This window comes from Micromonospora sp. H61 (assembly GCF_018070325.1).
GTDB classification, from domain to species: Bacteria; Actinomycetota; Actinomycetes; order Mycobacteriales; family Micromonosporaceae; genus Micromonospora; species Micromonospora salmantinae.
Genome location: NZ_JAGPXY010000033.1, coordinates 1 through 25272, shown reverse-complemented (window position 1 = coordinate 25272; position 25272 = coordinate 1). Strand labels below are relative to the sequence as shown.

The 25272-nt window shown below is 71.0% G+C and carries 23 protein-coding genes and 1 pseudogene; 16 read left to right on the top strand and 8 right to left on the bottom strand.

Annotation, left to right across the window (positions count from 1 at the left end):
- Positions 1-14 precede the first annotated feature (14 nt).
- From KBX08_RS18230 to KBX08_RS18210, 5 genes are all read right to left on the bottom strand, one after another.
- A complete protein-coding gene (locus KBX08_RS18230) occupies positions 15-1595 on the bottom strand; it encodes a DHA2 family efflux MFS transporter permease subunit (RefSeq protein ID WP_210784669.1) in 1581 nt (526 codons plus the stop codon).
- A gap of 553 nt (positions 1596-2148) precedes the next feature.
- On the bottom strand, positions 2149-3399 hold the full coding sequence (locus KBX08_RS18225; RefSeq protein WP_210784668.1) for an HNH endonuclease signature motif containing protein: 1251 nt from the start codon (positions 3397-3399) through the stop codon (positions 2149-2151).
- Positions 3400-3507: 108 nt separating this feature from the next.
- Positions 3508-4083 (bottom strand): DinB family protein, encoded by a 576-nt coding sequence (locus KBX08_RS18220; RefSeq protein WP_210784667.1) that lies wholly within the window; start codon positions 4081-4083, stop codon positions 3508-3510.
- Positions 4084-4161: 78 nt separating this feature from the next.
- On the bottom strand, positions 4162-4965 hold the full coding sequence (locus KBX08_RS18215) for an IclR family transcriptional regulator C-terminal domain-containing protein (RefSeq protein ID WP_210784666.1): 804 nt from the start codon (positions 4963-4965) through the stop codon (positions 4162-4164).
- A 4-nt stretch (positions 4966-4969) separates the two neighbouring features.
- Positions 4970-6406 (bottom strand): amidohydrolase family protein, encoded by a 1437-nt coding sequence (locus KBX08_RS18210; RefSeq protein WP_210784665.1) that lies wholly within the window; start codon positions 6404-6406, stop codon positions 4970-4972.
- A gap of 196 nt (positions 6407-6602) precedes the next feature.
- Between KBX08_RS18210 and KBX08_RS18205 the strand changes: the two genes are divergently transcribed.
- The 7 genes from KBX08_RS18205 to KBX08_RS18175 all read left to right on the top strand — a co-directional run bounded on the left by KBX08_RS18205 (position 6603) and on the right by KBX08_RS18175 (position 13150).
- Positions 6603-7739 (top strand): CaiB/BaiF CoA-transferase family protein, encoded by a 1137-nt coding sequence (locus KBX08_RS18205; protein WP_210784664.1) that lies wholly within the window; start codon positions 6603-6605, stop codon positions 7737-7739.
- Positions 7724-8494 (top strand): citryl-CoA lyase, encoded by a 771-nt coding sequence (locus KBX08_RS18200; RefSeq protein ID WP_210784663.1) that lies wholly within the window; start codon positions 7724-7726, stop codon positions 8492-8494. Before KBX08_RS18205 ends, KBX08_RS18200 begins: the two co-directional genes overlap by 16 nt.
- A gap of 30 nt (positions 8495-8524) precedes the next feature.
- Positions 8525-9388 (top strand): extradiol ring-cleavage dioxygenase, encoded by an 864-nt coding sequence (locus tag KBX08_RS18195; protein ID WP_210784662.1) that lies wholly within the window; start codon positions 8525-8527, stop codon positions 9386-9388.
- Positions 9385-9747: a hypothetical protein gene (locus KBX08_RS18190; RefSeq protein ID WP_210784661.1), complete on the top strand. Its 363-nt coding sequence runs from the start codon at positions 9385-9387 to the stop codon at positions 9745-9747. Before KBX08_RS18195 ends, KBX08_RS18190 begins: the two co-directional genes overlap by 4 nt.
- Positions 9744-10709, top strand: coding sequence for a zinc-binding alcohol dehydrogenase family protein (locus KBX08_RS18185; RefSeq protein ID WP_210784660.1), 966 nt, complete (start codon positions 9744-9746; stop codon positions 10707-10709). The genes KBX08_RS18190 and KBX08_RS18185 overlap by 4 nt, the downstream gene beginning before the upstream one ends.
- An 84-nt stretch (positions 10710-10793) precedes the next feature.
- Positions 10794-12218, top strand: coding sequence for an aldehyde dehydrogenase family protein (locus tag KBX08_RS18180; protein ID WP_210784659.1), 1425 nt, complete (start codon positions 10794-10796; stop codon positions 12216-12218).
- Positions 12219-12316: 98 nt separating this feature from the next.
- A complete protein-coding gene (locus tag KBX08_RS18175) occupies positions 12317-13150 on the top strand; it encodes a helix-turn-helix transcriptional regulator (protein ID WP_210784658.1) in 834 nt (277 codons plus the stop codon).
- A gap of 6 nt (positions 13151-13156) precedes the next feature.
- On the opposite strand, the gene KBX08_RS18170 is transcribed toward KBX08_RS18175, so the two are convergent.
- Complete coding sequence (locus KBX08_RS18170; RefSeq protein WP_210784657.1) at positions 13157-13960, bottom strand: AraC family transcriptional regulator; 804 nt, start codon at positions 13958-13960, stop codon at positions 13157-13159.
- 50 nt (positions 13961-14010) lie between these two features.
- On the opposite strand from KBX08_RS18170, the gene KBX08_RS18165 reads away from it, so the two are divergent.
- Positions 14011-14433 (top strand): DUF2000 domain-containing protein, encoded by a 423-nt coding sequence (locus KBX08_RS18165; RefSeq protein WP_210784656.1) that lies wholly within the window; start codon positions 14011-14013, stop codon positions 14431-14433.
- 96 nt (positions 14434-14529) lie between these two features.
- Positions 14530-16140 (top strand): ricin-type beta-trefoil lectin domain protein, encoded by a 1611-nt coding sequence (locus KBX08_RS18155; RefSeq protein WP_247669608.1) that lies wholly within the window; start codon positions 14530-14532, stop codon positions 16138-16140.
- 52 nt (positions 16141-16192) lie between these two features.
- Here KBX08_RS18155 and KBX08_RS18150 read toward each other — a convergent pair whose 3' ends face one another.
- Together KBX08_RS18150 and KBX08_RS18145 are read right to left on the bottom strand one after the other, a co-directional pair.
- On the bottom strand, positions 16193-18712 hold the full coding sequence (locus tag KBX08_RS18150) for an ABC transporter permease (RefSeq protein ID WP_307850576.1): 2520 nt from the start codon (positions 18710-18712) through the stop codon (positions 16193-16195).
- An 8-nt stretch (positions 18713-18720) separates the two neighbouring features.
- Positions 18721-19479, bottom strand: coding sequence for an ABC transporter ATP-binding protein (locus tag KBX08_RS18145; protein WP_210784654.1), 759 nt, complete (start codon positions 19477-19479; stop codon positions 18721-18723).
- A gap of 146 nt (positions 19480-19625) precedes the next feature.
- Between KBX08_RS18145 and KBX08_RS18140 the strand changes: the two genes are divergently transcribed.
- The 7 genes and pseudogenes from KBX08_RS18140 (at position 19626) to KBX08_RS18110 (ending at position 25157) form a co-directional block, all read left to right on the top strand.
- Positions 19626-20825: a sensor histidine kinase gene (locus KBX08_RS18140; RefSeq protein ID WP_210784653.1), complete on the top strand. Its 1200-nt coding sequence runs from the start codon at positions 19626-19628 to the stop codon at positions 20823-20825.
- On the top strand, positions 20822-21460 hold the full coding sequence (locus tag KBX08_RS18135) for a response regulator transcription factor (RefSeq protein ID WP_210784652.1): 639 nt from the start codon (positions 20822-20824) through the stop codon (positions 21458-21460). The genes KBX08_RS18140 and KBX08_RS18135 overlap by 4 nt, the downstream gene beginning before the upstream one ends.
- A gap of 125 nt (positions 21461-21585) precedes the next feature.
- Positions 21586-21732: a hypothetical protein gene (locus tag KBX08_RS18130; RefSeq protein ID WP_210784651.1), complete on the top strand. Its 147-nt coding sequence runs from the start codon at positions 21586-21588 to the stop codon at positions 21730-21732.
- 21 nt (positions 21733-21753) lie between these two features.
- Complete coding sequence (locus KBX08_RS18125) at positions 21754-22281, top strand: cellulose binding domain-containing protein (RefSeq protein WP_210784650.1); 528 nt, start codon at positions 21754-21756, stop codon at positions 22279-22281.
- Positions 22282-22334: 53 nt separating this feature from the next.
- Entirely contained in the window at positions 22335-23738 is a 1404-nt protein-coding gene (gene sthA, locus KBX08_RS18120) for a Si-specific NAD(P)(+) transhydrogenase (protein WP_210784649.1), read from the top strand.
- Positions 23739-23821: 83 nt separating this feature from the next.
- Entirely contained in the window at positions 23822-24265 is a 444-nt protein-coding gene (locus tag KBX08_RS18115) for a hypothetical protein (protein WP_210784648.1), read from the top strand.
- 41 nt (positions 24266-24306) lie between these two features.
- Positions 24307-25157 (top strand): annotated as a pseudogene (locus KBX08_RS18110) (IS5 family transposase).
- Positions 25158-25272: the final 115 nt, after the last annotated feature.

Genomic DNA, 25272 nt, shown 5'->3' with positions numbered 1-25272 from the left:
CGCGGCGGGGTCGGTCAGTGGATGACGACGGGCGTCCTGACCTGCTCGCCCTGCGGGTCGTCGAGCTGCGCCGGCTGACGTCGGCGCGGCAGGAACGCCGCCGGGATGATCGTGAGCACGACCAGCGCGAACGCGACCCAGAACGTGGTCGCGAACGACTTGGCGGCGAAGTCCAGCCCACGCTCGATGATCGACGGGTCGACCGGCATCTGCTGGAGCAGCTCCGGCCGCTGCTGGGCGGCGATGGCCAGCCCGGCCTCGGTGACCGGCTTGCCGCTCTCGTCCACCAGGCCGGGGATCGGCCGGGAGCCGTTCAGCTCGTTGGTGAGGATCACCGACATCACGGCGGCGCCGACCGAGCCGCCGATCTGCTGGAGGATGTTGACCAGCGTCGAGCCGCGAGCCACGTCGTTGGCCGACAACGTCCGCAGCGCCGACGTCATGATCGGCATCATCGTGCCGCCCATGCCCAGACCCATCACGAACAACGACCCACCGAGCAGCCAGTACGAGGTCTGCGGGTCGACCTGGGTGAAACCGAAGAACCCGACGACGATGAGACCCAGCGCGAACGGGACGGTACGCCCGATCGGCACCCGGTCGGCCAGCGTGCCGGCGATCGGCATGGTGATCATCGCGCCGATGCCCTGCGGCGCCATCAGCAGACCGGCGGCCAGCGTCGACTCACCGCGCACCTGCAGGAAGTAGCTCGGGAACAGCAGGCCGGCGCCCATGAACGCGATGATGAACACGAACATCGTCACCGACGCGATGGTCAGGCTGCGGTTGCGGAACAGCCGCAGGTCGAGCAGCGGGTGCCGGGGCTTGAACGAGTAGAGCACGAACGCCACCACCAGCGCGCCGCCGACCAACATCGGGGCCCAGACCTTGGCCTCGGCGAAGGTGCCCGCCTCCGGCAGGGACGAGACGCCGTAGAGGAAGAGCGCGAGGCCCGGCGAGAGCATGAGCATGCCGACGAAGTCGAACGACTCTGACGGCTCGGGCGCGTCCTTCGGCAGCGCTACCTGCGCGTAGATCAGGGCGATCAGACCGATCGGCAGGTTGATCAGGAAGATCCAGTGCCAGCTCGCGGTGTCGATCAGCCAACCACCGAGGATCGGGCCGCCGATCGGCCCCAGCAGCATCGGGATGCCGAGGACGGCCATCAGCCGGCCGATCCGGTGCGGCCCAGCCGCCCGGGTCATGATGGTCATGCCCAGCGGCATGAGCATGCCGCCACCGAGGCCCTGCAGGACCCGGTAGCCGATCAGCTCGCCGATCGTGTCGGCCATGGCGCAGAGCCCCGACCCGATCGTGAACAGGGCCAGCGCCACCATGTAGAGCCGTTTGGTGCCGAACCGGTCCGCCGCCCACCCGCTGAGCGGGATCACGGTGGCGAGCGCGAGGGTGTAGGCGGTCATGGTCCAGGCCACGCGGGCGTAGGACGCGTCGAACTCGCTCTGGAATGTGGGCAGCGCCACGCTGACCACAGTTACGTCGAGGATCGACATGATCGCGCCAAGGACGACGACGCCCGCCACCTTGAGCACCGCGGCGTCGAGTTTGTCCGATGTCGCGAGGGATTGCTGTGTCACTAACTCTCCTGAAGTCGATTGAGCCGGCCGACAGTGGGCGGTGGCGGCGATGCCGCGCCAACCGGGCGCGGGGCGCGACGTGCCAGGACGACGGCGCGCGGAGGAAGACTAACCGCCAGCTGTGACGATTCGCCGCCGGATTTCGTGACGGCCCGGCCACGTATCCGATCGGCCGTGCGACTGTCGCCGGACGTCGGGGTGGCAATCAGCCGGCAGAGCCGCGAGCCAGGTGTTTCGCCCAGTGCGGCCCGGGGGGTCGGCTGTGCGGCGGCCAAGCGATCACCGTCGTGAGGGTTAGCGCGTCCACCCACGGCACAGCGGCGAGGTCGAGCCGAGAATCGCGCTGGCCCCGGCACGAACGAGGGAGTCGGGTACGAGATCGCGGCGGAGCTGCGTGCCGGGCCCTGCGTTGCGCGTCTCCCTCCGCGTCGGTGGACCCGCGGGCGTGGGGCCGTGCTGGGCTGGGCACTCCATTGGCCCACTGGCCGTGGGGCGTGTGGGGCTGGCCACGAACGGCCTGCTGACCGGGGTGATCGTTGTGTGCTAGTGATGCTCACGTCCGTCGGTGGTAGTGGTTGCGGCGGGGAACCTGTTCGGGGTCGAGCCAGGCCGGTGGCACGAACTCGGGGTGGCCGTCGCCTGCCAGTCGCACCGCCCAGTCGCTGTGGTGCAGGTGCCGGTGGTGGTGGCCGCAGAGCAGGACGGCGTTGGCGAGGCTGGTATCGCCGCCGTCGGCCCAGTGCTTGATGTGGTGGGCGTCGCACCAGCGCGGTGGTCGGTCGCAGCCCGGGAAGGCGCAGCCCCCGTCCCGCAGCACCAGAGCTCGCCGGAGGGAGCCGGTGATGAGACGACGTTGTCGGCCAAGATCGAGTGGTTGGCCGGCTCCGCTGAGGACTGCGGGGAGGATGGCGGCGTCGCAGGCGAGGCGGCGCACGGCCTCGGGGGTGAGGCGCAGGCCGGAGTCGAGGGCACCGCTGCCCAATTGCCGGGTCAACCCGTCGTAGCTGGTGGTGACGACGATCTGGGCGGGATCACCACTGTGCTCGGGCAACTCGCCGGTGCGCAGGGCGAGGCGGCACACGTCGCTGAGAGCGTCGTGCCGGCGTTGCCCGGGAGAGCGCTGGTCGTCAGGGCCCGACGGTGCGCTGAGCGGGTCGATGGCGGCACGGAACAGCCCAGCGGTCTCGGTGTCGAGGATGCCGGTGAGTCGCAGGCGGCCGTCGCTGAGGGTGGAGAGGGTGAGGTGGCGGTCGCGGGTGGCACGGCGGGCTTCGGCGTCCAGGGCTGCTTGGGCGGCGGCGTCGGCGATGTCGGGTGCGACGTGGGCGAGGATGCGGGTGCTGAGTTTGCGTAAGAGGGTGGGATCGAATTGCCCGGCCCACTCGATGAGCACGCCGAGGGCCTTCTGGGCAACCTCGGGACCGGCGGTGGTCTGCACGCTGTCGACCGTGTCGGCGATGACCCGGGCCTGGTCGACGGCGATGTGGCCATTGGCCAGTGCGTGGCGTACCCCAGGGTTGCCGGTTTCCAGAACCTCGGCGAGGTCGACGAGGCGGCGGGCGGCCGGGATGGTGAGGCGTAAGCGTTCGCGGAGCCAGACCGCTGTGGAGGAGGCGCCCTGCGCGGTAGGGACGCCGCGGCCGTCGAGCTCACGGATCAGAGCCAGTTTCACCGCTGCGAGCCGCTGCTCGATGCGGTACGCGGTGTCGAGTGCGGCGATCAACTCGTCCTCGTGTCGTGCCCACGTGGGCGTATCGGCGCAGGCCGCGATGGCGCCCTCTGCCTGCGTCAACTCTTCGACCACGACCCGAATCTAGAACAGGCGTACGACACTTTCAGTCATCATGATCGATCCACGCCAGCCCCGCCCAGGCGGCAAGCCGGTGACCTGGCCGCCATGACCGGCAGAGAGCTAGTTGCTGCGCTTGCTGGCGTCGAGGGCAGCCTGCTCCACTCGCTGGCGGTGGTCCAGCCACCATGACTCGTCCACGGGGGGCAGGTTGTCGTTCCTGGGCAGCAGCCCGGCCGTGCCGTCGATGAGTTCACGCACGATGTCGGCGTGGCCGGCGTGCCGTTGGGTTTCCGCGATGACGTGGACCAGGACGTGGTGCAGCGTGACCGCCGCATCGCCCCACCATGGCACGTGGCCTACCTCATGCAGTGCAAGGGCATCGATGGTGGTGTCGGCGTGGGCGATCGCGCGACGGTACAGTGCGACGATCTCCTCGCGGGTCTCATCAGCGCTCGCCCACATGTCGCCATTGGTCTCCGCCCCGTCGCCCACATAGGGCAGCTCCTGCTCGAACGGTCGGCCGAACACGACGCCGAAGTAGAGGATCTCCATGGCCGCCGAGTGCTTCACCAGACCGAGCAAGTTGGTCGCGGTCGGGGTCAACGGACGCCGGATGTCATATTCGCCGAGCCCGTCGAGCTTCCACAGCAGCGACTCGCGGCCGCCCTTCAAGTAACTGTGCAGATCCGCCTTCATCGCGGCACTATGGCATCCGGTTGGGTGTCCCCGTTGTCCCGGACGACGCGCGAAGCTCAGGATCAGTAGGTCGCGGCCCTAGGCGGTGACCACCGGCACGGCGGCGGTGAGCGCCCAGTCGTGCCCGATGTCGGCGGCCGCGCGCAGCAACCTCGGAAGGTGCTCCTCGCGCAGGGTCTCCAGCGAGGTCTCGGCGGCGTGCACTGTCACGTTGATGGCGGCGACGACCCGCCCGTCGCCGTCGCGTACGCCGGTGGCGACGGACCGGATCCCCGGCGCCAGGTCCTGGTCGGCGAGCGCCCAGCCCTTTGCCCGGACCTCGCGCAGCACGGCGTCGAGCTCACCCGGCGCGGGCTGCCAGCGCGCCGTGATGCCGGAGCGGCTGGGCTCGGCGAGGACGGTCGCCAGCGTGTCCGGTGGGAGGGCCGCGAGCAGCACCTTGCCCATCGACGTCGCGGATGCCGGAAAGCGGGTGCCGATGGTGACGCCCAGGGTGACGATCTTGGGGACGGCCACCCGGGCGACGTAGACGATGTCGCTGCCGTCGAGCTGGGCCATCGAGGTCGACTCGTTGGTCTGCGCCACGAGCTTCTCCATGTGCGGCCGGGCGACGTCCCACATGTTCAGCGCGTTGACGTACGCCATCCCCAGCTCCAGGACGCGCGGGGTGAGGGTGTGGCCGCGGCCGACCGCGCGGACGTAGCCCAGCGATTCGAGCGTGATGAGGATGCGCCGGACGGTGGGGCGGGCCAGGCCGGTGGCGGCGGCGAGCTCGCTGAGCGTCATCGAGGGGCAGGCGGGACGGAAGGAGCGCAGGACGTCGAGGCCACGGGCGAGAGCCTCGATGAAGTCGGGCCCGGCGCCCCTTCCGTTGTCACTCATGTCCTTAATGCTTCCATTGCGCCGACCCGGCGTCCCACTCGGTGTACTGGTACGGGTTCTCCAGGATCGCGGTCTCGGGGACGTCCGGGTTCATTCCCCGCTGCCACGCCTCCTCCCCCATCGTCTCGCGCAGGTGCTCGATGGTCGCGGCCGCCCTGGCCCGCGCGGCGGCGAGGTCGACGCCGACGAGGCGACCGTCCCGCTTCACGACCCGGCCACCCACCAGCACCGTGTGCACATCGGCACGCTGGGCCTGGAAGACGACGTGACCGTGCGGGTTCAGGATCGGGAACATCGCCGGCGAGGCGTCGTTCTTGATCAGGACGACGTCGGCCTGGCGGCCGGGGGTGAGCGCGCCGATGGTGGCGTCCATGCCGAGCGCGCGGGCGCCGCCTCGGGTGGCCCACTCGACGACCTGCTCGGCGCGCAGGTGGCAGTGGGTGATGGTCTCCTGCTTGGCGTGCGCCTCCAGGTGCTCCCGGGAGCGGTCGGCTCCGAGCGTGCTCCGCATCGCGGAGAAGAGGTCGCCGCTCCACCACACGCTGGTGTCCATCGACAGTGACACCGGGATGTCGTGGTGGCGCAACTGCCAGGTGGGTGGGTAACCCTGGCCGGCGCTCTGCTCACTCTCGGTCGAGACGGAGACCGAGCCGCCGGTCGCGGCGATCCGGTTGTACGAGTCCTGGGTGAGCGTCGCCGCGTGCACGTACACGGTCGACGGGTTCATGAAGCCGTTCTCGTGCATGAGCCGGATGCCGTCGTCGTTGGTGGCGCCCCACACGCCCGCGTGGGTGGTCACCGCGACGCCCAACTCCCGGGCCACCTCGAACGCGGCCCGTTCCGGAAAGGCGGGGTCGCCGGTGACGTCGAACGCCAACTGGAAGCCGGCCAGCTTGCCACCGTCGATGCGGCGGCGGTGGAAGTCGCGGAACTCCGGCGAGGTGGCCCACTCCCACGGCCCCTGCTGGATGTTGCCGTAGGCGAGCACGAACCGTCCGTCGACCGCCTCCAGGGCGTCCACGGCGGCGTCGGCGTGCTCGGGTGTCTGCAACCCGTGTGACCAGTCGACAGTGGTGGTGACGCCGGCGTCGATCGCCTCGATCGCGCCGAGCAGGTTGCCGGCGTAGACGTCCTCGGGCCGGAACAGCTTGCCCGACTCGAGGTAGTACCAGACGAAGTACTGGGTCAGGGTCCAGTCGGCGCCGTACCCGCGCATCGCGGTCTGCCACAGGTGCCGGTGGGTGTCGACCATGCCGGGCATGAGGATGCCGTCGGTGGCGTCGATCTCCAGGGCGTCGTCGGGTGCGGTGAGGCCGACGCCGACCTGCGCGATCCGGCCGCCGATGACCAGCACGTCGGCGCCGGGCAGCACCGTGCGCGCGTCGTCCATGGTGAGAACCAGGCCGTTACGGAAGACCACCGGCCGGTCAGTTGCGCTCATTCGCCACCCTCCTTTCGGAGTACGAGGGGAATCCGGACTGTTGTCCGCTGTGCGGCCAGCCCGAGTGGCGCAAGTGTGGTCCCGGTCACGAAACGTGTCAAGAGTGCGATCCCTTTCGATAGACGCACCGTTGACACGCACCGTGCGGTATCGCAAGCTGTCTCGGCGGACAGGTGTCCGCAGAACGGGCGGAAACATGGTGCAGCATTCGACAGGCCCCCTGGCCGGCCTGCTCGTCGCGGACTTCTCCCGGATCCTCGCCGGGCCGTACGCGACGATGCTCCTGGCCGACCTGGGCGCCCAGGTGATCAAAGTTGAGAGCCCCGGTGGCGACGACACCCGCACCTGGATGCCGCCCACCCGCGACGGGGTCTCGACCTACTACCTCGGCATCAACCGCAACAAGCGGTCGGTCGCCCTGGACCTGAGGAAACCCGACGACCTGGCCGCCGCGCAGGAGTTGGCCCGCCGCGCCGACGTGCTGATCGAGAACTTCCGGCCCGGTGGCCTCGCCCGGTTCGGCCTCGACTACGACACCGTCACCGCGACCAACGACAAGATCGTGTACGCGAGCATCAGCGGCTTCGGCACCGGCGCCGGTAGGGACTTCCCCGGCTACGACCTCATGGTGCAGGCCATCTCGGGCCTGATGAGCCTCACCGGCGACCCGGACGGCTCGCCGTACCGGGCCGGCATCTCGGTCTTCGACGTGATGGCCGGGCTGCACGCCAGCATCGGCATCCTCGCCGCGCTGCACCACCGTGGCGAGACCGGACGAGGCCAACACGTCGAGGTCAACCTGCTCAGCTCCGCCCTGTCCGGGTTGGTCAACCACTCCAGCGGCTACGTCGCCGGCGGCACCGTCCCGTTCCGGATGGGAAACGCGCACCCCAGCCTCTTCCCGTACGAGCCACTGCCCACCGCCGACGGCGAGCTGATCGTCATCGCCGGCAACGACGGGCAGTTCCGCAAGCTCTGCCAGGTGCTCGACCTGCCCGGCCTGCCGGACGACCCGCGCTTCGGGCGCAACCAGGACCGCACGGCCAACCGCGAACAGTTGCGGCCCCTGCTTGTCGAACGCCTCGCCAAGCGGACCAAGGACGAGTGGTTCCGGGACCTGCTCGCCGCCGGCGTCCCGTGCGCGCCGATCAACACCATCGACGGTGGTGTGGCGCTCGCCGAGGAGCTGGGGCTCGACCCGGTCGTCACCGTCGGAGACGCGCCCGGTGTCCGCAACCCCATCACCTTCTCCGACACCCCGGCCCGGTACGAGCTGCCGCCGCCGGGGCTGGACGAACACGGCGAGGAGATCCGCGCATGGCTGAAGAACTGAGCTTCCCCACCGGGATCGGCACCTCCGACCCGACCACCATCTCCCTGCTCGGGCAGGACCTGGCCGCCGACCTGATGGGCACCGTGGGCTTCGGCGAGCTGGCGTACTGGCTGGTCGCCGGCCGCCGCCCCACCCCTGGTGAGGTGCGGGTCTTCGAGGCGGTGCTGGTGGCCCTCGCCGACCACGGCTTCACCCCGACGGCGATCGCCGCCCGGCTGACGTACCTGTCCGCGCCCGAGTCGTTGCAGGGCGCACTCGCCGCCGGCCTACTCGGCGGCGGCTCCCGCTTCCTCGGCGTCACCGAGGACTGTGGACGCTTCCTCACCGACACGCTCGCCCAGGCCGGCGAGGTGACCGACTACGACGCGGTGGCGCTCGACGCGGTCACCCGGGCCAAACGGGAGCGTCGACTGGTCCCCGGGCTCGGGCACCCCGTGCACAAGGAGCAGGACCCGCGCACCCCCGTGCTGATCAGGATCGCCACCGAGGAAGGCTCGCACGGCCCGCACCTGCGGCTGTTCGAGGCGATCGGACGCGTACACCCGCAGGTGCTCGGCCGCACCCTGCCACTCAACGGCGCCGGAGTCTGCGGGGCGGCCCTCGCCGACCTCGGGCTACCGGTCGAGATGCTGCGCGGTTTCGCCCTGCTGGCCCGCGCGGCGGGGCTGCTCGGGCACCTCGCCGAGGAGCGACGACGACCGCTCGGCATGGACATCTACCGCACCGTCGACCGCAACGCCGTCTACGAACCCTGATCTCCTCCTCCACCCCCGAAAGGAGCGGGAATGGCCTCCATCGTCGCGGTCATCGCCTCCACCCACCACCCCTTCTACTACCGGGCCAGCACCGCCACCGGCGAGGACCGGCCACCGTTCGCCGACGAGTGGACCCGCAAGATCCTGGCGTTCCGGGAAACGTTGACCCGGGCCCGACCCGACGTGCTGGTGATGGTCGGCTCCGACCACTTCCACCAGCTCTGGCTGGACAACATGCCGCAGTTCCTGGTCGGCAAGGCGCCCCACTACGACGCCAACTGGTACAACGAGGAGCGCGAGTTCGGGCTGCCCCGGATGCTGCTCAAGGGCCAGGAGGACCTGTCCGGCCACATCCTGCGGGCCGGGCTCGACGCCGGCTTCGACCTCGCGTTCAGCAACGAGCTGCGCATCGACCACAGCATCACCTGCCCGATCATCACGCTGCGGCCCGAAGCCGACCTGCCGATCGTGCCGATCTACACGAACATCTTCGCGCCGCCGCTGCCACAGCCGAAGCGCTTCGTCCAACTCGGCCAGAGCATCCGCGACATCGTCGAGTCGTGGCCGTCGCACCTGCGGGTGGCGGTCATCGGCACCGGCCACCTCTCGCTGGAGCTGGGCGGCCCCCGGCAGTTCGGCCCGCACGGCCCGGACCCGGAGTTCGACCAGCGGGCCGTCGAGTGGATCGCCAACGGCGACCTGGACGAGTGCCTGCGCGAGGTCACCCTGGACAGCCTGCACTCACCGGGCAACGCCACCCACGGCTTCATGGACTTCATGCTGATGATGGGCGTGGCCGGCGCCGGCGTGAAGGCCGACTACGTGGACACCCTCGATCTGTTCCACACCATGGAGGCGTACTTCACCTGGTACCCGAACGGAGCGCCGACGTGAGCAAGTATCTGCTGAACAAGTTCCTCTTCATGGTCGACCGGGATCCTGAGCTGGTCGAGCGCTACCGCAGCGAGCCGGGTGAGCTGGTCGCCTGGTGGGAGGCCGAGTGCGCCAACACGGTGCTGAACTGCCACACCGGCGAGGCGAGCACCTGGCTGCGCTTCGACGACGTGGAACGCGAGGCGTTGGCCACCCACGACCACGTGAAGCTCTTCGAGCTGGGCGCGCACCCGTTCCTCACCCTGACCCTCTTCATCGCCCTCTTCGAGCGGGACAACACCGAGCCGCTGGAATACCAGAAGTCGTACGGCGCGCGGCTGGCCCACTTCTCGATGCCCTACCCGGACATCGCGACGTGATCCGCGCGGCAGTGCTCACCACCTGCGGCGTCGCACCGACGATCGCCGAGCGGCCGGCGCCGGTGCCGGCCGACGGCGCGGTGGCGGTCACCGTCGAGGCCGTGCCGATCACCCCGCTGGACGTGCTCTGCGCCAGCGGCACCAGCTACTTCGGGCCGCCGAGCACCCCGTACGTGCCGGGTGTGCAGGGGGTCGGTCGGCTCGCCGACGGCACAGCGGTCTGGTTCGGCACGTCGGCCGGGATGCGCTCCGGTGTCGACGGCAGCATGGCGACCACTGTCACAGTCCCCACCGTCGACGTGGTGGCGCTGCCGGCCGGCGTACCGCTGACCCTGCTCGCGGCCCTCGGCCTCTCCGCGGTCGCCGCGCACGCGGCGCTGACCCACGCCGGCGGCCTGGCGGCCGGCGAACAGGTCATCGTGCTCGGCGCCGGGGGTGTGGTCGGTCAGGCCGCCGTCCAGCTCGCCCTGCTCGGCGGCGCCCGCCGGGTCATCGCCGTCGCCCGGTCCGCCGCGGCGCGGGCCCGAGCCGAGAAGCTCGGTGCCGCCGTCTCGGTCCCGCTGCTCCCCGACGACGATGTCGTGTCGGTGGCCGACCGGCTGCGCCACGCCGCCGACGGGCCGGTCGACCTCGTCCTCGACCCGGTCTTCGGTGTCCCGGCAGCGGCGGCGCTGCGGGTGCTGCGCCCGGGTGGGCGGCTGGTCAACCTGGGTAGCGCGGCCGGCGCGACAGCACCCATCGAGTCCGCCGTGCTGCGCAGCGGCGCACTGCGGATGGTCGGCTACACGAACAACGGGTTGTCGGCCGGCGAGCGGGCCGCGGCGCTGACAGTGGTGGCCGGGCACGCGGCGGCCGGCCGGCTCACCGTCGACCACGAGACAGTGCCGTTCGACGCCGTCGCGGACGCCTGGGCCCGGCAGGGCGCCGGCACCACAGCCGGCCGGATCGTCCTCGCGCTCTGAGGGGGCCGGGCCCCAGCCAGGGATCGCGGAACCGTGGATAAACCGCACCTGGTTGGGGTTCGGCAGCGGTGCGACGGTCGGTCCATGGCACCTTCCACCTACACCGTCGCCGGCCACTGGATCGGTGGCGAGACCGTCACCGGCTCCGCCGGCACCCTTCCCGTCGTGAACCCAGCCACCGGCGAGGTCGTCGCCGAGACCCCGGCCGGCACCGCCGACGACGTCGACAGCGCCGTCGCCGCCGCCCGAGCCGCCTTTGCGGCCTGGTCGGCGACCACGCCGCAGCACCGGGCGGACGTGCTGCGCCGCCTCGGCGCCGGCCTGGCCGCCCGCACGGAGGAGATCGCCCAGGCGATCACCGCCGAGATGGGCTCTCCGATCGGTATGTCCCGCACCGCCCAGGTCGCGTTCCCGGCCGCTGTGGTCGAGTCCGTCGCCGGTCTGGCCGACGACTTCGCCTGGGCCGAGGAGGTCGGCAACTCGCTGATCGTCCGCGAGCCGATCGGCGTGGTCGGCGCGATCACGCCGTGGAACTTCCCGCTTCAGCAGATCGTCTCCAAGCTGGCGCCGGCCCTGCTCGCCGGCAACACGATGGTCTTCAAGCCGTCCGAGAACGCCCCGCTGACCGCGCGCGTCCTCGCCGAGGCCGCCGCCGAGGCCGGCGTACCGGCGGGTGTCTTCAACGTCGTCTACGGCACCGGCGCGACCGTCGGTGAGGCGATCTCCGCCCACCCGGACATCGACATGATCTCGTTCACCGGCTCCACCCGGGCGGGGCAGCGGATCTCCGCGGTGGCCGCGGCGACCGTCAAGCGGGTCGCGCTGGAGCTGGGTGGCAAGGGCGCGAACATCATCCTCGACGACGCCGACCTGCCCGCCGCTGTCGAGCGGGGTCTCATGATGGCGTTCAGCAACGGCGGTCAGGTCTGCGGCGCGTGGCCGCGGATGCTGGTGCCCGCCTCCCGGCAGGACGAGGCCGTGGCGTTGGCCGTCGAGGCCGCGAAGCAGTACACCGTCGGCGACCCGGGCGACGAGGCCACCCGGATCGGCCCGATGGCCTCCGAGGCCCACCGGCAGAAGGTCGTCGGCTACATCGAGCGGGGCATCACCGACGGCGCCCGGCTCGTGTTCGGCGGCCCGCAGCGGCCCGAGGGGCTGACCGTCGGGGCCTACGTCCAGCCGACGATCTTCGCCGACGTCGACCCGGCCTCCGCGATCGCCCAGGAGGAGATCTTCGGCCCGGTGCTGACGATCATCCCCTACGCCGACGAGGAGGAGGCCGTGGCCATCGCCAACGGCACGCTGTACGGCCTGACCAGCGGCGTCTTCGGTGAGCCGGAGCACGCGCTGGCGATCGCCCGGCGGCTGCGCGTTGGCCAGGTCGACGTGAACGCCGGCCACTGGAACCCGCTCGCCCCGTTCGGCGGCTACAAGCACTCCGGCAACGGCCGCGAGTTCGGCCGCTTCGGGCTGGAGGAGTTCCTGGAGACCAAGTCCATCCAGCGCTGACGGCACGGGACGGCCCGGGAGGCGGAACACCCTGCCGGGTCTCCCCTGTTGCACTCGATGCGCCGGTCGACAGCCGGCATGCAGTGATCGGAGAAACCGTGGACCGCGCCCAACTCGCCAGCTTCCTGCGCACCCGCCGAGAGGCGCTCCAGCCCGAGGACGTCGGGTTGCCCCGGGGCCCGCGCCGGCGCACCGGAGGGCTGCGGCGCGAGGAAGTCGCCACGTTGAGCGGAATGTCCACCGACTACTACAGCCGGTTGGAGCAGCAGCGCGGGCCGCACCCGTCGGAGCAGATGCTCGCCGCCCTGGCCCGGGGCCTGCGGCTCTCCCTCGCCGAACGGGACCACCTGTTCCAGCTCGCCGGTCACGCCGTCCCACACCGCGCGGTCCGGGCCGACCACGTCAACCCGGGGATGATGCGCATTCTCGACCGGATGCACGACACTCCCGCCCAGGTGGTGAACCACCTCGGCGAGACCCTGGCGCAGACCGCGCCGGCTGTCGCCCTGCTCGGTGACGAGACCCGGTACAGCGGGTTGGCGCGCAGCGCGCACCACCGCTGGTTCACCGACCCGACGGCACGGCAGCTGCACCCGGTGCAGGACCACGAGACGCAGAGTCGACTCCTCGTGGCACACCTGCATGCCTCCTACAGCCGCGACGGGCGCGGCTCGCGGGCCGCCGCGCTCGTCGACGACCTGCTGGCCAGGAGCCCGGAGTTCGCGCAACTGTGGCGGGAGCACCCGGTGCCCGCCGGCTACTGCCCGCCCAAGCACTTCGTCCACCCGGAGGTCGGGGCGTTGGAGTTGCACTGCCAGACGCTGGTGGATCCCGACCAGTCACAGACACTGTTGGTCTTCACCGCCGTACCCGGGTCGCCGAGTGACGAGAAGCTGCGCCTGCTCGCCGTCATCGGCGGCCAGCGCGTCTGACCCCACTCAGCTCGGGCGGGGGTAACGGGCCGGGCTGACGCCCAGGTAGCGCCGAAAGTGGCGGGTCAGGTGCGCCTGGTCGAAGAACCCGGCCGCGACGGCGGTCTCGACGGGCCGCTGCCCGGCGAGGAGCAGGCGACGCGCCAGGTCGACCCGACGGCCGGTCAGGTACGTGTGCGGTGGCACGCCGTGCACCTGCGTGAACGTCCGGACCAGGTGGGTCGGGTGGGCGTGCAGCAGCTCCGCGGCCTCCCCCAGCGTGACGCCCTCGACGGTCCGGGCGTCCAGCAGCTCCCGTAGTCGCACCGCGAGGCCGCGTCCGGGAGGCTGGACAGCGGCCGGGGAGCGCTGGCGGAGCTGGCGGCGGAGCCGGTCCAGGATGAACGCGAGCCGGCTCTCGGCCTCGAACTCGTCACCGGGTGCGGCGAGCACCTGGTGCAGGTGGTGGACCCGATCGCGCAGCTGCGGATCGGCCAGGTCCGGCTCGTCGACGGCCCGGCCGACCAGCTCGGCGTCGAGCGCCGAGGTGTCGAGGTACAGGACCCGCTTGCGGAAGCCGTCGGGTGTGGCGGAGCTGCCGTCGTGCGGCACGTACGGCGGCAGCAGGGTGACCGACGTGCGCAGCGCGCCGTGCCGGTGCCGGTCCAGGTCGAAGCGGACCGCGCCGTCGTCGACGATCAACAGCGTCCACACCTCGTGGATGTGCCGGGGGTAGGCGTGATCGACGAAATGGGCGTGGAAGACCTCGGCGACCCCGGCTACCGCGGGTCGCCACGCGCTGACGTGCGAGCCCGCCGGGCGGGTGTCCACGCTAAGAACGTACAAGACCGGTGGGCGTCGGGGCGGGCAGGCTCGACGCCATGACCGAACCGATCCGCTTTCCCACCAAGATCGCCGTACTGCTCCGCAACGACCTGGCGAGCTGGCAACGGCTGAACATTACCGCTTTCCTGGTCAGCGGCATCGCGAGCACGCTGCCGGAGCTGGTCGGCGAGGAGTACCGCGACGCGGACGGCACCAGCTACCTGCCGATGTTCGGCCAGCCGGTGCTGGTCTTCGCCGGGGACCGGGCAACCTTGGTCGGCGCGCACTCGCGCGCCCTCGCCCGTGGCCTGCGGCTGGCGATCTTCACCGCCGAGTTGTTCGCCACCGGCAACGACCGGGACAACCGCGCCGCCGTTCGGGCGGTCGGACGGGAGAAGCTCGACCTGGTGGGCCTGGCCCTGCACGCGCCGCGCAACGTGGTGGACAAGGTACTCAAGGGCGCGTCCATGCACCCGTAACGGCATCCGTGGCGACGAAGACATTGATATCGGTGTGTATGACTGTAATGATTAACACACTTTACAGTTGTTTCGCCGCCCCGGAAGGACCCCCACATGGCGCGACGATCGGCCGGGCTCCTGCCCCGCCGCCCCCGCATCAGACTGACCTCCGCGCTCGCCGCGGCCCTGCTCGCCGTACCGACCGGCCTGGTCGTCGGCGCATCGCCCGCCATCGCAGCCGCGACCGGCGCCATCACCGGGTACGGCGGCAAGTGCGTCGACGTGGCCGCCGCGAACCCGGCCAACAACACACCGGTGCAGCTCTTCACCTGCAACGGCTCCACCGCGCAACAGTGGACGGTGGCCGACGACGGCACGATCCGAGCGCTGGGCAAGTGTCTCGACATCGCCGCCGCCAGCACCGCCAACGGTGCCCGGGTGCAGATCTACGACTGCAACGGCACCGGAGCGCAGCAGTGGTCGCCCAGCGCCGGACAACTGGTCAACCCGACCTCGGGCAAGTGCCTCGACGCGACCGGTCCCAGCTCGGCCGACGGCACCCCGCTGCAGATCTGGAGCTGCACCGGCACCGCCAACCAGACCTGGGCGCTGCCCACCGGCGGCGGCACACCACCGCCCTCCGGTGGTTTCACCCACCCCGGCGTGCTGGTCAGCCGAGGCCAGCTCGACTTCGTCCGCGGCCGGGTGCAGGCCGGCGCACAGCCGTGGGCGGCGGCCTACAACCAGATGATGAGCAGCCGGTACGCCTCCCTGTCGCGCACACCGGCGCCCCGTTCGGTGGTCGAGTGCGGTTCCTACTCCAACCCGAACAACGGCTGCACCGACGAGCGGGAGGACGCGATCGCGGCGTACACCGACGCGCTCGCCTGGTACGTCACCGGCGACGCCCGGTACGCGCAGAAGTCGATCCAGATCATGGATGCGTGGTCGGCCACCATCACCGCCCACACCGGCAGCAACGCCCCACTGCAGACGGGCTGGGCCGCCTCGGTCTGGCCCCGGGCCGCCGAGATCATCAAGTACACGTACACGAGTTGGCCCAACGCCAACCGCTTCGCCACCATGCTGCGCAACGTCTACCTGCCGGTGGTGCGCAACGGCTCGAACAGCAACGGCAACTGGGAACTGACAATGATGGAGGCCGCCGTCGGCATCTCGGTCTTCCTGGAGGACCGGTCCGCCTACGACGCGGCGGTCAGCCGCTTCCTCAACCGCACCCGGGCCTTCGTCTACCTGCCCAGCGATGGCGCGTTGCCGTACACGATGCCCGGCAGCGGCCTGGACACCAGCGCGGAGATCATCGGCTACTGGCAGGGTCAGTCCACCTTCGTCGCCGGCCTCGCGCAGGAAACCTGCCGCGACTTCGTCCACACCGGATACGGGATCTCCGCCATCTCACACGTCGCGGAGACCTCCCGGATCCAGGGACGGGACCTGTACCCACAGGTCGGTGAGCGGCTGCGTCAGGCGCTGGGATTCCACTCGCGCTACCAGCTCGGCGAGGCGCCGCCCTCCTGGCTCTGCGGTGGCAGCCTCACCCGGGGCCTCGGGCCGATCACCGAGGTCGGCTTCAACGCGATGAGCACCCGGCTGGGCAACGTCATGACCAACACCCAGACCCTCACGCTGCAACAACGTCCGGCCGGAACCAACAACCTCTTCGTCGCCTGGGAGACGCTGACCCACGCCAACAACCCCAACTGACCATGCTGCCGTGGGGTGGCGCCGAAGGCGCGGCGTCACCCCACGGCGGTGCTCAGTTGTCGGCCCCCAGCGCCTCCACCGGGCTGACCCGCGACGCCCGACGGGCCGGTAGCACCCCGGCCAGCGCGGTCAGCCCGACCAGCACCACGAAGAGCCCGGCCAACGGCAGCACCGGCGCGGTCAGCGGCGCCTCGATCCCGAGGGTCTGGACCGCCAACCAGGCGTACGGAATGCCGAGCACCAGGCCGATGGTCGCGCCGATCACCCCGTACAGGCCGGACTCGACGGTCAGCATGGTGCGCAGACCGGGCCGGGACAGCCCGATCGCCCGGAGCAACCCGGACTCGCGTACCCGCTCCACCACCGAGAGCGCGGTCGTGGAGCCCACGCCGACCACAGCGATCAGCACGGTCAGGCTGACCAGACCGACAGCGATCCAGACCAGGGTGCGCACCAACGCGTCGTTGCGGTCCCGTTCGTCGGCGAGCACCGCGAGGCCCACCCCGTCGCTGCCCCCGATCGCCTGCCGCAGCGCCCGCACGCCGGCGGTACGACCGTCCTCGCCGGCCCCGGCCGCGTCGGCCAGCAGACCGGTGTACGCGGCCGGCACACCGAGCCGGTCCAGGTCGGCCGGATCGGCGAGAATGCCGGCGTGCAGCGGCCCGTCGCCGGGCAGGACCGCTGCCACCCGCACGTCGACACTGCCGGTGGCGACGGCGAGCGTGACCGTGTCGCCGGCCCGCAGACCCGCGTCCCGCGCGACCCAGCTGTTGAGCACGATCCGGCCGGGGCCACGATCGGCCAGGGTGCCCTGGGCCACGTCCAGGGCACCGGTGCTCGGCAACGCGCCCAGGTCCAGGTCGCTGGTCGGATAACCGGACTCGACGTCGCCGAGCTTGTCGCCGCCGCGCAGCAGCGTGACGTCGCCGACCATCCGGTACGGCACCACATTCGCCAGCGCGCCGTGTGCCGCCTCGGCCCGGGTCACGACGGCCGGCGGCAGCGTCCCACCGTTGCTGGTGACCTCGAAGTCGGTAGGGGCCGAGAGCGCCATCTCGCGGTCGGCGAGAATCTGCAAGGACGCGCCGCCGATGACCACCCCTGAGATCAGGGTCACGCCCAGGGCGACCACGACGGAGACCGCGGCGGCGCGGCGCGGCGTCCCGCCGATCCCGCCGACCGACATCCGCCCGACCGGCCCGAGCTGGCGCAGCGGCCAACCCACAACGGCCAGCACCGGGCGCACCAGTAGCGGGCCGAGAGCCACCAGCGCGAAGAACGCCAACGCGCCGGACCCGACCAGCAGGAGCAGCGGTATCGACGGGTCGTAGTCCGACTGCTCCGGCTTCGGCAACTGGCTGATCGTCCCGACCGCCGCCAGGATCGCGCCGACGGCCAGGAGCAGCCCGAAGACCAGACGCAGCAGGCCGATGCCGCGACGGCCGGCGGTGACGCTCGCCGCCCGCAGTGCCTCCAGCGGGGAGACCCGGGCGGCCGACAGCGCCGGTGCCAGCACGGCCAGCACGGTGATCACGACGGCGCCGATCACCACAGTGACCGCCTCCACCAGTGGCAGGCCCGGCGAGGAGACCGCGTGGCCGGCGGCGCGCATGATCGCCGGCAGCGCGTACCCGAGGGTGAGGGCGCTGGCGACCCCGACGACGCCGGCGACCAGCCCGGTCAGGGCTCCCTCGGCGGTCAAGGCCGCGACCAGTGTGGCCCGACTCGCACCGACCGCCCGCAGCAGCGCGAGCTGCCGCATCCGCTGCGCGAAGACGATGCGGAAGGTCGAGGTGACCACCAGCGCGGCCGCGACGACAGCGATGGAGACGAACATGCCGACCAGGATGAAGAGTCTCCCGACCTGTTGGGCCGCCGCCTGGGCCTCGGCCTCGCGCACCTCGGCGCCGGAGCGGATCGGCTGGCCGGCGACCGCTGCGGTCACCCGTTGACGGACCGCGTCGGTCGAGGCGCCGGGCGCCACCCGCACGTCGACGCGCTCCACAGTCGTCAGGCGCGCCCAGGCGATCAGGGCGCTGTCCGGGGCGTACGCGTCGTAGCCGGCGTCGGCGCTGGTCTCCACCACGCCGGTCACGGTGAGTGGGGCGGGCGTGGTGAGTTCACCGCCCGTGCCGCTGGTGGTGGTGCCGACCGAGAGCCCGAGCCGTTCGGCGGTGCGCGGCGTGATCGCGATCTCGCCGGGCTGATCCGGGTAGCTGCCCTCGATGACTCGGACCGTGCTCAGCGGGCCGGTGCCCGGATCGGACTGGAGGTTGAGGTACCCCTCGCCGATGGAGACCCCGGTCGAGACCCGGGCCACCGCCTCGGCCACCCCCGGCACGGCCCGGATCTGCCGCACGTCGATCACTGTGGGTGGCGGCACGTCGACGCTGCCGATCACCAGTTCGGTGACGGACGGGGTGCCGCTCAGGTTGTCCCGCACGGTCCGTTCGGTGATCTGCTGCACCAGCACGGTGCCGAAGACGACGAACGACGCGACCAGGATCGCCAGGCCGGTCAGGATCAGCCGGCCGGGCCGCCGGGCCGCGGCGGTCGTCTGGGTACGCAACACTGTCGCCCTCATCGGCGGGCCGCCAGGTCACGCAGGGCGTCGGTGACCGACACCTGGTTCGGCTTGTCGATCTCGCCGGCCAGCCGCCCGTCGGCGAGCAGCACCACCCGGTCGGCGTACGCTGCGGCGATCGGGTCGTGGGTGACCATGACGACGGTCTGACCGAGGTCGCGCACCGAGTCGCGCAGGATGGTGAGCACCTCCGCGCCGGAGCGGGAGTCGAGGTTGCCGGTCGGCTCGTCGGCGAAGACCACCTCGGGCCGCGCCACCAGCGCCCGGGCCAGCGCCACCCGCTGCTGCTGGCCGCCGGACAGCTCGCTGGGCCGGTGGTCCAGGCGATCGCCGAGGCCCAGCACCCGCACCAGGTGCGCGAGGAGTTCAGCGTCGGGCTGCCGACCGGCGAGGTCCAGCGGCAGCGTGATGTTCTGTGCGGCGGTGAGCTGCGGCAGCAGGTTGAAGGACTGGAAGACGAACCCGATCCGCTCCCGGCGTACCCGGGTCAGCGTCCGGTCCGACTGGCCGGTCAGCTCCGTGCCGCCGAGCAGGACGCGACCGGAGGTGGCCGTGTCGAGGCCGGCGAGGCAGTGCATCAGGGTCGACTTGCCGGACCCGGACGAGCCCATGATCGCGGTGAACTCGGCCCGGCCGAAGTCGACCGAGACCCCGTCCAGGGCACGGACGGCGGTGTCGCCGCTGCCGTACACCTTCACCAGGTCGACCGCGGCGACCGCGGCGTGGCTGGTCTCCGGCGGGGCGTGGGTTGTCATCGTTCCTCCAGTGGCTGCGTGGTGACCCGGAAAGCGTCGCCGCCGCCGGCGGGTGTTCGCATCGGCCCGGGGCCGGGTATCGCCGGTGCCGGGTCTGCCTTTTGGCCGATCCGCCACCTCCACCCGGCTGGCTACGCTGGGTCACCATGAGCACGCCGGATCTTCGACGACTGTGGGTACGCCTGGCCCAGGCGGCCGGGCTGGTGGCCTTCGGCCTGCTCGCCCTCTTCGACTTTGCGGCCAGCACGGCGGATGACTCCGGCATCGGTACTCTCCTGCTCCTGGTGCCGATGGGGTTGGCGGTGGCGACGGTGCCGCTGTGGCTGCCGGTGCACCGGCTGGGCTCCCGCCGGCTGCCGCTGGCCGCACTGGCACTCGCCAGCGCCTCACTGGCCGTGACCGCAGGGGTGGTGCTCCTCTCCGGAGGCGGCGGCATCCTGCTCGCCCGCACCTGGGGCCTCGCCGAGTCGGCAGGGCTGATCGGCGTGGTCTTCGTGGTGGCCCGCTGGGGCGCGCCGCGGCTCGTCCCGTGGGCCGCGGTGGCCGCCGGGCTCGCCGTCGCCGCGATGCCGCTGCGCGTCGGCACCGAGAGCCTGTTGGTGATCTTCGGCCTGCTCCAGGTGCTGGCCGCGGCCGGCGCCGCCGGGGTGGGGCTCTACCTGCGCATCGTGGCCGCCGGCCGGGAGCGGGCCATCGCGCTGGTCCGGGCCGAGCAACGTGCCGAGTTCGCCCGGGATCTGCACGACTTCATCGCCCACCACGTCACCGGCATCGTGGTGCAGGCACAGGGTGCCCGGTTCGTCGCCGAGCAGGACCCGCGACGGGTGATCGTCGCCCTGGAGCAGATCGAGCGGGCCGGCGCGGAGACGATGGCTTCGATGCGGCGGATGGTCGGCATCCTGCGCAACCCGGACGCCCCGCCGGACGCGCCGCTGGCTCCACTGGCCGGGTTGACCGAACTGGAGCCGCTGCTGACCGGGTTCAACGGCGCGGCGAACGCGCCGGCACGACTGCACGTCGACGGCGACCTGAACGGACTGCCGGTGGAGGTCTCGACGTCGGCGTACCGGGTGGTGATGGAGGGGCTCACCAACACCCGCCAGCACGCGCCGGACGCGCGGTCCGTGACCGTGGCCGTGCGGCGTACCCCGGACTGGCTGCTGGTCCGCGTCGCCGACGACGGCGCGTCGCCGCGGACCGCGCCGGCCCGCGGGCACGGCTTCGGCCTGATCGGCCTCACCGAGCGGGTACGCGCCCTCGGCGGCACGATCACCGCCGGGCCCGGCGTCGCCGGTGGCTGGGTGCTCGACGCGGCGTTCCCGCTCCAGGTGGCGGTGACGCGGTGATCCGGGTGCTGATCGCCGACGACCAGGCCATGGTCCGGACCGGCTTCGGCATGATCATTGGAGCCCAGTCGGACATGGAGGTGGTCGGCGAGGCCGCCGACGGCGTCCAGGCCGTCGAACTGGCCCGACGACTGCGCCCGGACGTGGTGCTGCTGGACATCCGGATGCCCCGCCTCGACGGTCTTGAGGCACTGCGGCTGCTCGCGGGGCCGGGCGTCGCCGACCCGATCCGAGTGGTCGTCGTGACGACCTTCGACCTCGACGAGTACGTGCACACCGCGCTCTCCAACGGCGCGTGCGGCTTTCTGCTCAAGGATTCCGGCCCGGCCCTGCTGGTGGAGGCGGTCCGCGCGGCCGTGTCCGGCGACGCGCTGATCAGCCCCTCGATCACGGTACGGCTCTTGGCGCACCTCAGCTCGCCGGCTCCGGCGCGCGACGACGGTGGCCTGTCGCCCCGGGAACTCGACGTCGTAAAGCTCGTCGCCCGCGGCCTGACCAACGCCGAGATCGCCACCCAGCTCTTCATCGCCGTGGGCACTGTCAAGACCCACCTGGCGAGCGTGCAGATGAAACTCAAGGCCCGCAACCGGGTCGAGATCGCCGCCTGGGCCTGGGAACGCCGCCTCGTCGGCTGACGGGACACCGCACCCGGCCCGATCACTGTCGTCGCCATCGACACCACCTCGGTCGAGCTGACCTGGGCGGCCTCGACCGACAACGTGGGCGTGGTCCGCGGCCGTCGCGCACGTACACCTTCTCGGTGTGGGCGCTGGACGCGGCCGGCAACAGCTCAGTGTCCAACCCGACCCTGCGGCTGACCATGCCACCGGGAGACGACCAACCGCCGAGCGCGCCGGGTCAACCGGTGGCGTACGACGTCGGCGCCACGGTGGTGTGGCTTCGCTGAGCCCCCTCGGTCGAGAACGTCGTGCTGGATCGGTACGAGGTGTTCCGGGTCGACGCCGACGGCACTCTCACCCGGGTCCGTGAGGTCTACCAGTACCCGCCCGTGAACAGTGCCCAGATCAGCGGGTTGGCGCCGAACACCACGTACACCTTCGTGGTGCAGGCCCGCGACGAGGTCGGACACCTTTCGCCCCTGTCCGCACCGGTCACGGTGACCACCCTGCCGCCGCCGAGCTGCGCGGTCCGATCCGTCGTGCGGCAGTGGTCGGACGGCTTCGTGGCGCGTCTCGTCGTCGAGAACACCGGCACCACGGCGGTCGACGGGTGGACGATGACGTGGCGGTTCTGGGCCAGCCAGCAGGTCCACGGCATCTGGGGCGCGAAGGTCGTCGACCGTGTCAACAACAGCTACCTGCGGGTGCGCGACACCGGTCGCAACGCGGTGATCCCGCCGGGTGGCACCGTGTCGCTGGGGCTCGTCGCCTCCGGCACGCAACTGCCGGAGGAGATCACGCTGAACGGCGGCCTCTGCACTGTGGCAGACGAATAACGCTCGACTCCGGGGTCTGGCGCCGGCCGCGACATCTTGCGACGCTAACGCCTGTGTATGACTACGACCTGTTGGTGCTGGGCTCCGGACCCAGCGGTCAGAAGGCCGCGATCGCCGCCGCCAAGCTCGGCAGGCGGGTCGGCATCGTGGACCGCCGCGACATGATCGGTGGGGTGTGCATAAACACCGGCACCGTGCCCTCCAAGACCCTGCGCGAGGCAGTGCTCTACCTGACCGGCCTGAGTCAGCGGGACCTGTACGGCAGCAGCTACCGGGTCAAGGACGAGATCACGGTCAGCGACCTGGCGGCCCGGACCCAGCACGTGATCACCAGGCAGACCGACGTCATCCGCAATCAACTGGCCCGCAACCGGGTCGCGATGATCACCGGCACCGGGCGTTTCGCCGACGCGCACTCGATCTGGGTGGACGGCGGCTCCGGCCGCGAGTCCAAGGTGACCTTCGACAAGATCGTCATTGCGGCGGGCACCCGCCCGGCCCGCCCGGACAGCGTCGACTTCGACGACCGGACGATCGTGGACTCCGACGGGGTCATCAACCTCCAGGCCGTACCCCGCAGCATGGTCGTGGTCGGCGCCGGCGTGATCGGCATGGAGTACGCCTCGATGTTCGCCGCGCTCGGCACCAAGGTGACCGTGGTGGAACGCCGCGAGCGGATGTTGGATTTCTGCGATGACGAGGTCGTCGAGTCACTCAAGTACCACCTGCGCGACCTGTCCGTGGCGTTCCGCTTCGGCGAGGAGGTCGCCGCCGTGGAGAAGCACCAGACGGCGGCGCTGTGCATCCTCAAGAGCGGCAAGAAGATCGTCGCCGACACGGTGATGTACTCGGCCGGGCGGCAGGGCCAGACCGACGACCTGGCGTTGGAGGCGGCCGGGCTGGAGGCGGACCGACGCGGCCGGATCACTGTGGACGCCAACTACCGCACCCAGGTGGAGAACATCTACGCCGTCGGCGACGTGATCGGCTTTCCCGCGCTCGCGTCCACGTCCATGGAGCAGGGCCGGCTGGCCGCGCAGCACGCCTGCGGCGAGCCGATCCGGGAGATGCACGGCCTGCAACCGATCGGCATCTACACGATCCCGGAGATCAGCTTCGTCGGGCAGACCGAGGCGCAGCTGACCGAGAGTTCGACACCGTTCGAGGTGGGCATCGCCCGGTACCGCGAGTTGGCCCGGGGTCAGATCGTGGGCGACTCGTACGGCATGCTGAAGCTGCTCGTCTCCCCCGACGACGGCCGACTGCTCGGGGTGCACGTGTTCGGCACCGCCGCCACCGAGATCGTCCACATCGGTCAGGCGGTGATGGGCTGCGGCGGCACTATCGACTACCTGGTCGACGCGGTGTTCAACTACCCGACGCTGGCCGAGGCGTACAAGGTCGCCGCCCTGGACGCGTCCAACAAGATCCGCAACATCATCCGCATCGACGGCTAGCCACCACGGTCCCATCTCACCGATGTCGGTGCTGCCCGCTACCGTGCCGGCACCGTTGACATGTTGAGGGAAAAGAGGCAGTGGTGGGCGCATCCGGGTGGAGCTACGTCGTCTCGTACCAACCAGACCTGGACGCGGCGTTGGATGCCCTGCGGGACACTGTCTTCGCCGAGGGCCAGTACTGGTGGGCCCGGGGTGAGACCCCGAACTCGGCGAGCGACTATCCGAACCGTCCCGCCACCATGAAAGAGTTGTTCAACGATGAATGGGTGCAGGAGTCGGGCACTCATTCCATCCTCGACGTCTACCGAGTCCTCGACGAGGGCGAACGGCCCGAATTCGGCACTGTCGAGCCGGTGAGCGCTGCCGAGGCAATGCGCCATGCCGGCACCGAGCGGCTGACCCGCGAGCACCTGCCCGCGATCGAAGGGCTGGCCGAGCAGAGATGGTTCGGCCGGTGCGCGGTCCTGCACGACGCCGAGGGCAAGCCGGAGGAAATCTACTTCTGGGGCTTCTCCGGCGACTAGGCGGTGTCTTCAAAGGATCTTGATGTCGGATGATGTAGGGCGTGGGTCGTCGCTACGAGTTGTCTGACGTCGAGTGGGAAGCCCTGTCGAGGTATCTGCCGTCGGCAGTAACCGGTGGTCGGCCCCGGACCGATGACCGGCGGGTGCTCAACGGGATCGTGTGGAAGATCCGGGCCGGGGCGGCGTGGCGGGATGTGCCAGCCCGGTACGGTTCCTGGCAGTCGATCTACACGCGTTTTCGCAGGTGGGCTCTCGATGGCACGTTCGAGCGGATGCTCGCCGGGATCCAGGCCGACGCGGACGCCGCCGGGGACATCGACTGGCTGGTGTCGGTCGACTCGACCATTGTGCGAGCCCACCAGCACGCCGCCGGCGCTAAAGGGGGCGGCGAGAATCGGACGAACCACAAGATCACGCCCTCGGTCGAAGTCGAGGTGGACTGACCACCAAGATTCACCTCGCCTGCGACGGCCTGGGTCGGACCCTGGCGTTCGTGCTCTCCGGCGGCAACGTCAACGACTGCACCCGCTTCACCCACGTCATGGCCGCCATCCGCGTCGAGCGTCCAGGTCCCGGCCGGCCTCGGGTCCGCCCGGACCACGTCATCGCCGACAAGGGCTACAGCTCGAAAGCCATCCGGGCTGACCTGCGCCGGCGCGGCATCGGGCACACGATCCCTGAGCGCGCCGACCAGCAGGCCAACCGCCGCCGACGCGGCAGCCGAGGCGGCCGACCGCCGATGTTCGACAAGCAGCTCTACAAGCGGCGCAACGTCGTGGAGCGCTGCTTCAACCGGCTCAAGCAGTGCCGCAGCGTCGCCACCCGCTACGACAAGACCGCGACGTCGTACCGGGCCACCGTCACTATCGCCGCGCTACTCCAGTGGTTGTGAACCTTTGAAGACACGGCCTAGGGCTGCGGGCGCGGGCTCCCGCAGGGGCGGGCTCCGGAGCCCGGGGCTGAAGGGCTGTATGGGTTGGCGCGCTGCCTATGGAGCTGATGCCGCA